This window comes from Flavobacterium cheonanense, assembly GCF_039539185.1.
GTDB classification, from domain to species: Bacteria; Bacteroidota; Bacteroidia; order Flavobacteriales; family Flavobacteriaceae; genus Flavobacterium; species Flavobacterium cheonanense.
In genome coordinates this window covers 306,388-319,335 of record NZ_BAABCT010000002.1, presented here as the reverse complement: position 1 = coordinate 319,335, position 12,948 = coordinate 306,388, and the positions used below count along the sequence as shown (strand labels likewise).

Here is a 12,948-nt window from a genome sequence, read left to right as displayed (position 1 = left end):
ATAATTATAGACTCTACAAATCCTTAATTTTCTTTGTGCCTTGGCGTCTTTGTGGCTAATTTTTTCCGTGACTTATAATTAAAAATCAGCGTCGAAACTAATTTTACTTGCTTCAGAATCAGAATTCATTACACCTGCTTTTTGGTATTCTGCAACACGTTTTTCAAAGAAATTTGTTTTTCCTTGAAGTGATATCATATCCATAAAATCGAATGGATTTGATGAGTTGTAAACTCTATCGCAACCTAATTCTACCAACAATCTATCAGTAACAAATTCTAAATATTGTGTCATCAAAGTCGCGTTCATTCCAATCAAACTTACAGGAAGTGACTCGGTGATGAATTTTCTTTCGATGTTTAAAGCGTCAGTTAAAATTTCTGTGATTCTTGCTTTAGGAACTTTATTTACTAAATGGTGGTTGTGTAAATGCACCGCAAAATCACAATGCATTCCTTCGTCACGAGAAATTAATTCGTTTGAAAAAGTTAAACCTGGCATTAAACCACGTTTTTTCAACCAGAAAATTGAACAAAATGAACCTGAGAAGAAAATTCCTTCTACAGCTGCAAAAGCAATCAATCTTTCTGCAAAAGAATCTGATTCTATCCATTTTAAAGCCCATTCTGCTTTGTCTTTAATGGCAGGAAAAGTTTCGATTGCGTGAAAAAGTTCGTGTTTTTCTGCTTCGTCTTTTACATAGGTATCTATCAATAACGAATAAGTTTCGCTATGAATGTTTTCCATCATGATTTGAAATCCGTAGAAAAATTTAGCTTCAGGATATTGTACTTCACTTACAAAGTTTTCTGCAAGGTTTTCGTTTACAATTCCATCAGATGCAGCGAAGAACGCAAGAATGTGTTTGATGAAGTATTTTTCATCAGCATTCAGCTTATTATTCCAATCGTTCAAATCGGTGTGTAAGTCAATTTCTTCTGCTGTCCAAATGCAAGCTTCTTGTTTTTTATACCATTCCCAAATATCTTGATGCTTAATTGGGAAAATTACAAAGCGATCTTTATTTTCTTGAAGGATTGGTTCTACGAAAGACATAATTATGGTTTTTATTAAGGTTTTTTTAACTTATTTCAACTGTTACAAAGATTGATAATTTTAAACGAAAAAGAAAGTCAAAGTTATTGACAATCGGCTTTAGTTTTTAACAATGTGTAGGAATACTACTAATTTTCACTTTTTCATAACTATTTGTTTAACAATAGTTTACAAACGTCAAAAAATGAAAAAATCCCTAAAAATAAGGGATTTATGAATTTTTACGATAAGTTTTCGTAATGTTTTTGAAAGGAAATTTTAAGTAAAAAATTAAACAAAAAATGCAACTTTCGATAGGTAGAAAGTTACATTTTTAAATTTTCTAAGAATAGAAAGATTTACTCTTCTTGCTCAGCATCAATATAGGTTTTGTTACCGTTTTTATTGATGTAATATTTTCCACCTCTTGGTCCAGTGAAAACTTTTTTACCTTTATATTTTCCAGTTACTTTATCAGCAACTTTTTTCTCTGCAGTTTTAGAAGCTGCAGTTTCTTTCATGTCTTCTTTTTCTTCAGCTGCCGTTTTTTTAACTTTAGCTGCCGTTTTATTTGCAGTTGCTTTTGCTTTTCCTTCTGCAGCTTTAGCAGTTCCGGTTGCTGATGCTTTAGTTTCTTTGGCTTTTTCAGTCGCATTTTTGTAACGTTTGTCAACTGTACCGTCTTTTTTCAATTTAGCACCTTTTTCTTCTGCTTCTTTTTTAGCTTTAGTAGTTTTAGCTTTAGCATCATTTGTAGTTTTAGTTGCTTTTTCTTCTACTTCTTTTTTAGCTTTAGAAGTTTTTGCTTTAGCATCTTTTTCTGTTTTTTTAGCTGCCTTCTCAGCCTCTTTCTTAGCTTTAGCTTTCTCTTCTTTTAATTTGTCAGCTTTTTCTTTTTTAGCAGCTACTGCCTTTTCAGTTTTTGATTTTGCTTTTGATGCTTTTTCTTTTACGTCTTGTGCAAAAGTCATGTTTGAAAATACAAACACTAAGCATAATAAAATTAGTTTTTTCATTGTGAATTCGAAATTAGGTTATTAAAGTTTAAAATTAACGAATTTATTATTAACAATAATTATTCCAATATTATTTTTTTGATGTAGAACTATGTTTACACTAAAAGAATGCTCTCAATTGAACATTTCCTGTATGTATAGCATTGCTAGTATCAGATTTTCGTCCTTGATAGTTAATGTTAATGTCCAAATATTGTGTTAGATTTTTCTGTAAAAGTAAGCGCCAAGTACTGTTTTTACCAGGTTGTAATCCTTCAAGCATTTGAAAAGCAACAGGTGAAAGTGCGTTTCCAATGAACTCATTGTTATAAAGCGAGAATTCTCCATTGGCTGTAAATTTATTGTCGCTTGAATAATTAAACGAAATTCCGAAGCGTTGCTGTTTTAAAGATTCGAGTAAGTTTATAATGTTTTCTTTGTTTTTGTATTCATAAAACAGCGACAAACTTTTATTGTTCGAAAATAAATAGGAGATTTTGGGTTCTACAGCATAAGAATTCAATTCAAAGTTTCGTGTGGCATAATTATCTGAAATACTCTCGGAGTTTGAAACAGAAGAATCTAAATTAAATAACCAACTTTTTTTCACCAAATGTGCGTATTGCAACTGATTGGATTGTGTTGTATTTTCTTGCGAACCGATAGACAACAACGTTTTTACTCTTCCATTTAAATGAGTGTATGTTAATGAGTGACGTTGCTTGCCTCGATTGTAAAACAAACTATTTCTAAAATTGGTGTTGAGTCCAAGTAAATTATCTTCGCTTGTTGAAAATGGATTTAGATTAAAATTATCAGTATCGCGTTGAATTTTTCTGTCTAATGAGAATGAAGTTTGGTTATAAAAATAGGAGAGTAGTTTCTTGAAACCTTTATTGTTAATCCATTTAGAAGGACTTAAAGTTACCGATTGTGAAAATTTATTTTGATGTGTTTTTACAAAAATTTGATTTGGAAGAAAAATACGAACATACTTGGCTTGATCAGGAAAAGCAGCTATTTCAAACTCTTGTAGCTCTTGAATTCCGTTGTTGTTGTAATCATTCCACATGTAAACTCCTTGTCCAGGATTGACTTCTAAATAAGTGAATTCCTGTTGAGCAATGGTTCCTGAAGCAGTTTCGTAGGCAACTGTGGTTTGAATTAACTGATTGAAAAAATTGTCATTGTAAAGCAATCTAGAATTTAATGATGGTTCTGTTGGAATCGTTGCATCGGTATATTTTAATCTTCGATAATTTACAAAAAGCGATAAGTTAGTTTTCTTATTTTGAATTAATTTTGATTTCAAATAATAGGAATCAGAAGTATTTACTCTTTGCAAAATTCCTAATTGCAAACTATCGTTTTTTCGATTCAAATAACCAATTTCAGCGTAAACTTTTGTACTATCACCACGACCAATAAACGCTCCATATTCAGAAAAACGTTGACTTAAAGTGGTGAATTGATTTGTGGCAACCAATTGTTCCTGATTGTCTTCAAGATTAAAGCTTCCGCCAATCCAATTTTTTTTAAAATGTAGTTTTGCTCTAGTTTGATTTCGGACAAAGTCAGTATTTGAAATGGTTCCAGTACTTTTCATGAAACTAGAATTTTGCTGAACAACTAATTTTTTATGTTTGAAACTTCCTTGAACAATATGTCGTGTTCCTGAAAAATTATTGGTAAAATCTAGTTTTTCTAATTGATATTTAGCAAATCCTTTGGTTTTAAAATCAAAATTTAAACCTGAAACCAACAAACTTTGATTACCGGAAATGGTTGTTAAATTCCAATCACGATTGAATTCTATATTGAATAATCGTTCGATAGTCTTGAAATTTTGTTGCACTAACTGATAATTAGCAAAAGCATCAAGATTATATTTTCCTGAATAAAGCCTCTGTTTTCCATTGATTTTTGCTGCAATTCCTCTGTTGTTATTGTCGTCAATGGTTGAATAAAGATTCAAATCGTTGTTGCTAACTCCGAGTTCAAAATCAATTGCAGTTTTTTCATTTGGATTATAACTCCCTAAAATTGTCGCAATTTGAATTTTTGTTGGAGCAATTAATCGTGTTATTGGTTCGTAATTTCCTTGAGGAATTCCGGCAATTGGAGCAACATATTCGTAGATTTTTCCAACAGCATTGTTGTTAGCTAAAACGTAATTTCCTAAATTATTTCCAACCAATGAAAAGCGTACATTATATAAGGTATCATTTGCATCATTTGAATATTGAAAAACTTCAACACCACCAATAATGACTTTTTCATACAAAACTTTATTTTCAGAATAAGAATCTTCGTAAGCTGATGGAGCGGTCATTAAATTAGAATCATCTCCAGCATTTTTGAGAACTTCAACTTGTTCGCCAGATAAATTTTGTTGCAATGGTTGGTTTTTTACATCATTTTCAGAATATAAAAATCCGCCGATAGACCATTTTTTTGTTTGATGATTTGCACCACCATAGGTTACAAATCGAGTAAAATTTCTATCAGAATATTGGTATTCAATAACAATTCGCATTTCGGAAGTGATAGGAAACAGCGAAGTAAAGATGATTTCTCCTGCATTATAATCTATTATGTAATCGTTGTTTTCACCTCTCTTTAATAAAATTCCATTTACAAAAACGCGTTCTGAACCCGAAATTACTAGTACAAATAATTCACCATTAGCACCACGCAATTTATATGGACCTTGATTTCCTTCTTGTCCAGTGAAATTGCTTTTTGCATATTGACCACGAACAACAGCGCCAGAGGCAAAGACTTCAGTTTTATTTTGAGGTGTTCCAAAAGTGAATTTTGAAGATAATCCTTGAACTTTTTTGTTAAAATTTAAAAACTTAGATTGTCTATTTTCAAGAAATAAATCTCCAGCGCGAATACTCCATTTGTCTGAAAATAATTCGATAAATATTTGGTCAAATTCGTCTAAGGTTTGCGAATAGCCGCCAGCTTGCAAAGGAATATTACTATCTTGAATAGAAGCTCGAAGCGAAACTTTATTAGAAATCTTACCTGTAATTTGCAAATCAAGATTAGAATTTACAGTTGAATTTTGATTGTTTCCAACAGTAATTCCACGAGTTATACTTCCCGAAGTATTTAATCCGTCAAAAGGTTTGAAGGTTTTTAGATTGTCTCTTTTTATAATGTATAAATTTCCAGCTTCGTTTGAAACTACTCGTTTATCGTCATAAATAGAATAGGTTTTGGTAAGAAATTCAGGAAACTTTAAATAACGAATGGTCAATGAATCTTGAGAAACGTAATTGTTTTTAAAAATCAATTTTGAGTTTTGAAAATCTACTTTATAATAGGAAGAGTCGATTTCAATTCCTTGTTTGTTCAGAATTTTAAAGAATGATTTATTGATGCTAACGTTATCAATAGCGATGGTGTCTTTAGAAAAAGCTATTTTTTTGTTTTTATACGGCGTCTCTATTTCTTGAGCAAAAATGCCCGAAAAACAGAATAATAACATCCATAAAAAACTATTTTTCAACATAAATAAGATAACTCATAAATGTCAAAAGTAGTATTTATTATTGGAAAAAGTTGATGGAATTGTAACGCAATTTTGTCAAACTATAGTTAATTCTAATGTGATTCCTACGGAATGACAAAATTGCGATAGGTTTTTGGATTGTAATAAATTTACTCTTTAGTTACAATCTGCATTGTTTCTCTGGAAATTTGTTTTACTAAAACGGTTTTATCTTTTTCTACCATTTCTGCTGCTTCTTTAGAGAAGTGACGAATGGTGTAAAGAGAAACATTTTCGTTGTAAGAAACTTTAAATTTCTTTGATAAAATAGTTTTCAATTCATTGAAATTCCCAAATTTATCTTCAATACAAATAGAAAAACTGATGGCTGTGTTTTGAATCAAACTTACTTTGATTTTATACTTATGTAAAAGCGCAAAAATTTCACTGATATTTTCTTCCATAATAAAAGAGAAATCTATGGAGGAAAGTGAAATTAATAATTGGTTTTTCTTTACAATAAAACAAGAAGCTTTTGGTTCTAAATCAGCACCTTTAGAAACAGAAGTTCCAGGTAACATTGGATTTATAAAGGATTTTACAAAAAGCGGAATTTCTTTTTTCTGTAAAGGTTGCAACGTTTTTGGATGAATTACTGAAGCTCCATAAAATGCTAATTCTATTGCTTCACGATACGAAATTTGATTTAACAAAATCGCATTTTCAAAATATCTTGGGTCGGCATTCATCACTCCAGGAACGTCTTTCCAAATCGTCACACTTTCTGCACTCAAGCAATAAGCAAAAATTGCAGCTGTATAATCAGAACCTTCACGTCCTAAAGTTGTGGTAAAATTATTTTCGTCTGAACCTAAAAATCCTTGTGTAATGTTTAATGCTTTTTTCTTAATTCCTTTAGAAATTAATTTTTGAGTTTGCTCCCAATCTACATTAGCATCACGATATGTTGCATCGGTTTTAATGAAGTTTCTAACATCAATCCAATTGTTTTTTAATCCGTTTTCATTGAAATAATAACTAACAATTGTGGTTGAAACTATCTCACCAAAACTAATTACTTGGTCGTAAACAAAGTTATAATTTGGCGATTTGTTACTTCTCAAGAAATATTCTAAATCGGCAAAATGACTATTTACAGCAAAGAATACATCATGTTCTTCATCGTCAAATAAGTCTAACAAAATTTGGTTGTGGTATTTTCTAACTTCTTGCAAAGAAGCATGAAATTCGTTAGATTTTTCAAAATAATTTTTGATTACAATTTCCAAAGCATTGGTTGTTTTTCCCATTGCGGAAATTACGATTAAGACATCTTCATGACCTGTTTTTTGTAAAACATCAAAAACATTTTTTACACCATCAGCATCTTTCACTGATGCACCACCAAATTTAAATATTCTCATAATTAATTAAATTCCAAAGTTTATTAAATTCCAAATTCCAACTTTGATATTAAAACTGTATACGTTTTGGGATTTGGAATTTTATTTTTATTTTATTTTTTGCTTTTCAAATTCATTAAAAAATTTGATATAGCTTTTTCATCCATTTGAACAACATCCCATTCATCAAGAATTTTTGCTCCACTTTTTTTGTAAAATTCAATAGCTGGTGTGTTCCAATCTAGAACATTCCATTCAATTCTTCTCACATTATCCCGTTTCCCTTGGGCTATGATTTCGCTGTAAAGTGCAAATCCTGCTCCGGTTCCGCGTTTGTTTTCTTTTACAATTAAATCTTCAAGGTGAATAGTTTTTCCTTTCCAAGTAGAATATCTGTAATAATAAAGTGCAATTCCGATGATTTGGTCATCGACTTCAGCTACAAAAGTATGAAACAAAGGGTTTTCTGCAAAACCATCACGAATTAAATCGTCGACAGTTATAACAACGGCATCTGGTTCTTTTTCGAAAATTGCTAATTCTTTTATCAACTCTAAAACAGATGGCATGTCGTTTGGAGTTCCTTTTCTTATAATCATTTAAAAAAAATTAATTTCCAAAATTACAAATTGCTTTGTCAATAAACAAAAAAACAAATTCCAAATCCCAATGGAAATTGAGGGATTTGGAATTAAAAAAAATTGGGGTCTAAAAAATTTATTTTTTCTTTTTCTTGGTAGTAGTTTTTTTGGTAGTAGTTTTTGTTACAACCACTTTATTATTTATTGGTTTTTGAACGTATGCTTTGTATAGTCCATCAGCAATTGCTCTCTGTTTAGCAGTTTCAGCTCTGTCTTTTGGGTCAGGATGTGAACTCATCATTCTAGATAGAAAATCGGCTGATGCACCACCACTTTGAGAAGCTAATAAATTAAAAGCTGATTCAACTGCGTTTACATCATAACCATGTTTTTTCATAAAATCATAAGAATAGGTATCTGCTTCAGATTCTTGTTTTCTGCTGTGTTTGCTGTCTAACATTGCGTTTCCAATTTGACCTAATTGGCTGTCTGTTAGTTTGGCAACTTTATCAGATTGAGATGAAATAGCATCAATCAAAGCAGCTTTTCTTAACGTAGCTTTCATAGCATCTTTCGTGTCTTCATTGGCAACGTGACCAATTTCGTGACCAATAACTGCAAGCAATTGATTGTCATCCATAATATCCATTAAACCTGAATAAACACGAACACTACCATCTGCAGTTGCAAATGCATTTACCTCTTTTGTTAGATATACTTTGTAGTTTAATGCTAATCCGTTTTCGCTTGCATGTTTTCCAAAAATTCTGTTTAGTCTAAGTGTATAACCATCTTTTGGTCCAGCTACAACATTAGTTGAATCCATTTTTCTAACAGCTTCTTTAGATAATTTTGCTGCATCTTCATTTGAAAATGTAAAGCTTGCAACTCCATTTTGCAAAGCACCGAGAGCTTTTTCTCCCAAGTTAATTTGAGCATTTGCTTTAGAAATATTCAAAATAACTAATAAAGCAATTGCTAAAAACGATTTGATTTTCATTGTATTATAATTTAATAAATTGAAGAACAAAGATAAAATAAGTTTGATAATAAATTTGTAATATTAATTCGTTTAATTGATTTGAAATTTAATAAAATAAACGATATTTGCACAAATAACTACAACGATTTCGTAATGGAAGAACGCAACAAAACCTTAGGTGAATTTATCATTGAAAATCAAAATGCTTTTCAGTATTCCTCAGGAGAATTATCAAGAATTATAAACTCAATTCGACTGGCAGCAAAAGTTGTTAACTACAAAGTAAATAAAGCTGGATTGGTTGATATTGTTGGAGCTGCTGGAGAACAAAATGTTCAAGGAGAAGACCAACAAAAATTGGATGTTTATGCCAATGAAGTTTTTATTCAAACGTTAATCAATCGTGAAATTGTGTGTGGAATCGCTTCAGAAGAAAATGATGATTTCATTACTGTTGCCGGTTCAGATAATTCTCATAGTAATAAATATGTGGTTTTAATGGATCCTTTAGATGGTTCTTCTAATATTGATGTCAATGTTTCTGTTGGAACAATTTTTTCAGTTTTTAGAAGAAAAACTCCTGTTGGAACTCCAGTAACAAGTGAAGATTTTTTACAACCAGGAACACAACAAGTTGCTGCTGGATATGTTATTTATGGAACTTCAACGATGTTGGTTTATACAACTGGTCATGGTGTAAATGGTTTTACTTTAAACCCTGCTATTGGAACTTTTTATCTTTCACATCCAAATATGCAGTATCCAAAAGATGGAACTATTTATTCGATAAATGAAGGAAATTATGTGCATTTTCCTCAAGGAGTGAAAGATTATATAAAATATTGTCAGCTAGAAGAAGGCGATAGACCTTATACTTCAAGATATATTGGAAGTCTAGTTTCCGATATGCATCGAAACATGATTAAAGGTGGAATTTATATTTATCCAACAAGTTCAAAAGCACCAAATGGTAAACTTAGATTGCTTTATGAATGTAATCCAATGGCTTTCATTGCTGAGCAAGCAGGTGGAAAAGCAATTGATGGTTACAGAAGAATTATGGAAATTCAACCAACAGAATTGCACCAAAGAGTTCCTTTTTTCTGTGGAAGTTACAATATGGTTAGTAAGGCAGAAGAATTTATGAAAGCATCTAATTTGTAGAAAAAATTCTACAAAAACATAAAATACTGAAAAGTAGCTTAGTTGAAAGAAAAATTACTAAATTTGCAAACATTTTTTTCAACAAAAACTACTTACTTATATGTCTAAAAATCAATCAAAAGAAACAGAAGCTCCAGCAGTAAACCCACTAGAATCTGCTCAAAGATTGGAAGCTATCAAAAACCTGATTTTTGGTGAAAATATTCAGCAAATTGATCAGGAATTTCAAGCGATTAAAAATCACATTGAAAAAAGAAAAGAGGAATTAGAAGACTTTATTGCTGAAACTCGTAAGGAGTTGAACAGCACTATCGATAATTTAGCAACCGATTTAAACATCAGAATTACTGATTTAGAAAACAGTATGAATGATAAAACGGACGAATTAAACCACAAAAAAGTCGATAGAAATTTACTTGGAACGCTTCTAGTTTCTATGGGTGAAAAGATAATGAAGGACTAATTCATTATTATGACAGATTCAGAGAAATTAATTAAGCTCAAAGAACTTCTTCTTAGTGAGGAAAGAGATTTTGCGCAAAATATTTTACAAAAATTAGATTCTCTTGAAGATACGGTTAACACGCACGAAAAACTTTCTGAAAAAGTAAACCCAATTATTGATAAAAAAATAGACACTTTTGTGGAAGAAATTCCAACAAAATTAGGTCCAGTTATTGCCGATGCTTTGACCAAATCGCAGGATAAAGTGGTGGAAGCTCTTTTTCCAATCATTGGTAAAATGATAAAGAAATACATCCAGCAAGAAATTAAGGTGCTTTCTGATAGTATTAATAGTCAGGTTCAAACTACTTTTTCAATTAAAACCTGGCAACGAAAAGTTAAAGCGATTTTCACAGGAGTTTCCGAAAAAGAAATCATTTTGAGCGAAATGAATCAAACTTCTGTCGAACAAATTTTTGTTATTGAAAAAGGTTCAGGTTTGATTATTTCAAGTGCATCCAAACAAGAAAGTATTGATGAAGATATGATTGCTGGAATGTTAACCGCGATTAAAAGTTTCGTCGAAGATGCTTTCAAAAAAGACCAACAAAGCTTAGAATCAATTCAATATGAATTGTTTGAAATTCATATTCAAAATTTTACTTCCTATTATTTTGCAGTTGTAATTTCTGGAGGATTTGATGCTTCTTTTAAAAATAAATTAGAAAATAAATTATTCGATATTGCTTCTCATATTAAAACAGATGCTGTCGATAAAGAACATATAACCATTAAGTTAACAGAATTCATCCATGAATAGTTCGAAAAAAGTTGTTTTAGTAGGACATTTTGGTGTTGGAAAATCTTCTTTGATGAGGCGATTTGTTCAAAACACTTTTTCTGATAATTATATTGTTACTATTGGTGTTCATATACTCAAAAAAGAAATTAAAATTGAAGAACTAAATCTAACTTTGGTAATTTGGGATATTGAAGGAAAAGACGATATTCAAAAAGTACGTTCGTCTTATCTTTTAGGTACTTCAGGATTTATTTATGTTATCGATCCAACGCGTTCACAAACCTATGAACGATTTAACGAAGAGATTGATTTTTTAAAAACAACCTATCCAACTTCAAAAATTGTTTCTGTTGCCAATAAATCAGATTTAATTGACATTGAGGAATTTAAAAACTTACTAGAGCAAAAAAACATTTCAATTGACTATTTTGCAAGTGCCAAAGAAGGAATTGAAGTTGAAAATTTATTTCAAGCAATTGGACTGAAAATGGTAAAAAATGTTTGAGCAAATTAGAAATAAATATCTCTATAATAAAACTCAAATTGTAGTTTTAGACAAGCAAGGAATTGTTTTACATTCCGATGATTTGCTTTATAAAATTCAGAAACAAACTTCGATTTCTGATTTTCATCCTTTTTTTGAGACCATTATTTCTTTGATTGATTTAGAATACAATGAGTTTACATTTAGCTGTATTCATATTGATTATGAAGGAATTAAAAAAACTATTGACGTCATTTTCAATTCAGGTTCAAATAATGAAAATCCGTTTCTAATTTTTATTGACTTTACAGAACACTACAATAATTTTCAAAGCATTGCCCAAGAAAAAAATGAATCTGTTCTTAGTTTTCATTTGGCGGAAATAAAAAACCAGCAATTACAATCGGAGAAGAATTTTAAAAACAAATTCTTAGCCAATGTAAGTCATGATTTGAAAACACCAATAAGCGCTTCGTTATGGTTTTTGGGAATGTTAGAAAAATCTGAAATTACTTCTTCTCAAAAAGAAATGATTGCATTAATGAAAGAAACAACAAATCATATAAAAGAGCTAGTAGATGATATTTTAGATTTATCAAAAATAGAAATGGGGCAAATAAAACTTCAAACTGCTCCATTTGATTTTATTGAAATGCTTTACCATATTGAAAAAATTATAGCTCCAAAAGCAAGAACCAAAAAACTTGATTTTCAAATTGTAAAAGATAAAAACCTGCCAAAATTAGTGGTTGGTGATAAAACTAGAATTGTACAAATTATTATCAATTTGCTAGATAATGCCATAAAATTTACCAAAAAAGGCAATGTTGTTCTTTCGGTTGTTGTAAAAGAAATTGAAAGTAATAATGCTACAATTTTGATAAAAGTTGCCGATACAGGAACAGGAATAAAAGCTAATGAAAAAGGCGAAGTTTTTCAAAGTTTCAAAAAACTTCACGATTCCAAAAAAATTGATGGTTCAGGTTTAGGACTTTCTATTGTTTCAAATCTATTAGAATTAATGGGAGGTAAAATAGATTATCAAACAGAATTAAATGTCGGTACCACCTTTGAGATTGAAATTCCTTTAGAAATTAAAGAAAGTGAAGTTGGTTCTAAACCATTTGAATTCATTGAAATCATCAATAAACTTAATGTCCTTATTGTAGAAGATGATGAAATTAATCAACTTTTATTGATGAAATTGTTATTAAATCATGGTGGATTTAATATTAATATTGCTAATAATGGTTTGCAAGCTATTGAAATGGTAGAACAAAATCCATATGATTTAATTTTTATGGATAAAGAAATGCCCCAAATGGATGGCTATCAAACTACAGTTGTTTTGAGGGAAAATATAAAAAAAGAAATTAATTCTATTCCAATTATTGGCGTTTCTGGCCATCCTGTCGCTAATCAAAAGGAGATTTTTGACGCAATGGGTTTTAATGGGTATATTACAAAGCCATACAAGAAAGAAGAAATTTATGAAATGGTTTATGAAGTATTAAAACTAAAAAAGTCCTAAGAAATTAGGACTTTTTTATATTTCA

Annotated in this window: 11 protein-coding genes; 5 read left to right on the top strand and 6 right to left on the bottom strand. The window is 30.3% G+C overall.

The window, feature by feature from the left end; genetic code table 11:
• Window positions 1-78: 78 nt before the first annotated feature.
• The 6 genes from ABD766_RS04910 to ABD766_RS04885 all read right to left on the bottom strand — a co-directional run bounded on the left by ABD766_RS04910 (window position 79) and on the right by ABD766_RS04885 (window position 8,516).
• A complete protein-coding gene (locus tag ABD766_RS04910; protein WP_298306241.1) occupies window positions 79-1,056 on the bottom strand; it encodes a ribonucleotide-diphosphate reductase subunit beta in 978 nt (325 codons plus the stop codon).
• 338 nt (window positions 1,057-1,394) lie between these two features.
• Complete coding sequence (locus ABD766_RS04905; RefSeq protein ID WP_344815629.1) at window positions 1,395-2,051, bottom strand: hypothetical protein; 657 nt, start codon at window positions 2,049-2,051, stop codon at window positions 1,395-1,397.
• A gap of 100 nt (window positions 2,052-2,151) precedes the next feature.
• Entirely contained in the window at window positions 2,152-5,553 is a 3,402-nt protein-coding gene (locus ABD766_RS04900) for a hypothetical protein (RefSeq protein ID WP_344815628.1), read from the bottom strand.
• A gap of 149 nt (window positions 5,554-5,702) precedes the next feature.
• Window positions 5,703-6,956, bottom strand: coding sequence for an aspartate kinase (locus tag ABD766_RS04895; protein WP_344815627.1), 1,254 nt, complete (start codon window positions 6,954-6,956; stop codon window positions 5,703-5,705).
• 92 nt (window positions 6,957-7,048) lie between these two features.
• Window positions 7,049-7,534, bottom strand: coding sequence for a GNAT family N-acetyltransferase (locus tag ABD766_RS04890; protein ID WP_344815626.1), 486 nt, complete (start codon window positions 7,532-7,534; stop codon window positions 7,049-7,051).
• Between the two features lie 118 nt (window positions 7,535-7,652).
• Window positions 7,653-8,516, bottom strand: a complete 864-nt coding sequence (locus ABD766_RS04885; protein ID WP_344815625.1) for a M48 family metalloprotease — start codon at window positions 8,514-8,516, stop codon at window positions 7,653-7,655.
• Between the two features lie 135 nt (window positions 8,517-8,651).
• Here ABD766_RS04885 and fbp point away from each other — a divergent pair, with 135 nt between their 5' ends.
• The 5 genes from fbp to ABD766_RS04860 all read left to right on the top strand — a co-directional run bounded on the left by fbp (window position 8,652) and on the right by ABD766_RS04860 (window position 12,923).
• Window positions 8,652-9,662: a class 1 fructose-bisphosphatase gene (gene fbp, locus ABD766_RS04880; protein ID WP_344815624.1), complete on the top strand. Its 1,011-nt coding sequence runs from the start codon at window positions 8,652-8,654 to the stop codon at window positions 9,660-9,662.
• 100 nt (window positions 9,663-9,762) lie between these two features.
• On the top strand, window positions 9,763-10,125 hold the full coding sequence (locus ABD766_RS04875) for a fructose 1,6-bisphosphatase (protein WP_298116569.1): 363 nt from the start codon (window positions 9,763-9,765) through the stop codon (window positions 10,123-10,125).
• Between the two features lie 9 nt (window positions 10,126-10,134).
• Complete coding sequence (locus tag ABD766_RS04870) at window positions 10,135-10,926, top strand: cell envelope biogenesis protein OmpA (protein ID WP_344815623.1); 792 nt, start codon at window positions 10,135-10,137, stop codon at window positions 10,924-10,926.
• Window positions 10,919-11,413: a Rab family GTPase gene (locus ABD766_RS04865; RefSeq protein ID WP_344815621.1), complete on the top strand. Its 495-nt coding sequence runs from the start codon at window positions 10,919-10,921 to the stop codon at window positions 11,411-11,413. The genes ABD766_RS04870 and ABD766_RS04865 overlap by 8 nt, the downstream gene beginning before the upstream one ends.
• The gene (locus tag ABD766_RS04860; RefSeq protein WP_344815620.1) at window positions 11,406-12,923 is read left to right on the top strand and encodes a hybrid sensor histidine kinase/response regulator; all 1,518 of its coding nucleotides are present in this window, start codon (window positions 11,406-11,408) and stop codon (window positions 12,921-12,923) included. The genes ABD766_RS04865 and ABD766_RS04860 overlap by 8 nt, the downstream gene beginning before the upstream one ends.
• Window positions 12,924-12,948 lie beyond the last annotated feature (25 nt).

What these genes read in the sequence shown, in the direction of transcription:
- ABD766_RS04875 (WP_298116569.1), top strand. Translation starts at nt 9,763, where the DNA reads ATGTCTAAAAATCAATCAAAAGAAACAGAAGCTCCAGCAGTAAACCCA.
- ABD766_RS04895 (WP_344815627.1), bottom strand. Translation starts at nt 6,956, where the DNA reads ATGAGAATATTTAAATTTGGTGGTGCATCAGTGAAAGATGCTGATGGT.
- ABD766_RS04870 (WP_344815623.1), top strand. Translation starts at nt 10,135, where the DNA reads ATGACAGATTCAGAGAAATTAATTAAGCTCAAAGAACTTCTTCTTAGT.
- ABD766_RS04900 (WP_344815628.1), bottom strand. Translation starts at nt 5,553, where the DNA reads ATGTTGAAAAATAGTTTTTTATGGATGTTATTATTCTGTTTTTCGGGC.
- fbp (WP_344815624.1), top strand. Translation starts at nt 8,652, where the DNA reads ATGGAAGAACGCAACAAAACCTTAGGTGAATTTATCATTGAAAATCAA.
- ABD766_RS04890 (WP_344815626.1), bottom strand. Translation starts at nt 7,534, where the DNA reads ATGATTATAAGAAAAGGAACTCCAAACGACATGCCATCTGTTTTAGAG.
- ABD766_RS04905 (WP_344815629.1), bottom strand. Translation starts at nt 2,051, where the DNA reads ATGAAAAAACTAATTTTATTATGCTTAGTGTTTGTATTTTCAAACATG.
- ABD766_RS04860 (WP_344815620.1), top strand. Translation starts at nt 11,406, where the DNA reads ATGTTTGAGCAAATTAGAAATAAATATCTCTATAATAAAACTCAAATT.
- ABD766_RS04910 (WP_298306241.1), bottom strand. Translation starts at nt 1,056, where the DNA reads ATGTCTTTCGTAGAACCAATCCTTCAAGAAAATAAAGATCGCTTTGTA.
- ABD766_RS04865 (WP_344815621.1), top strand. Translation starts at nt 10,919, where the DNA reads ATGAATAGTTCGAAAAAAGTTGTTTTAGTAGGACATTTTGGTGTTGGA.
- ABD766_RS04885 (WP_344815625.1), bottom strand. Translation starts at nt 8,516, where the DNA reads ATGAAAATCAAATCGTTTTTAGCAATTGCTTTATTAGTTATTTTGAAT.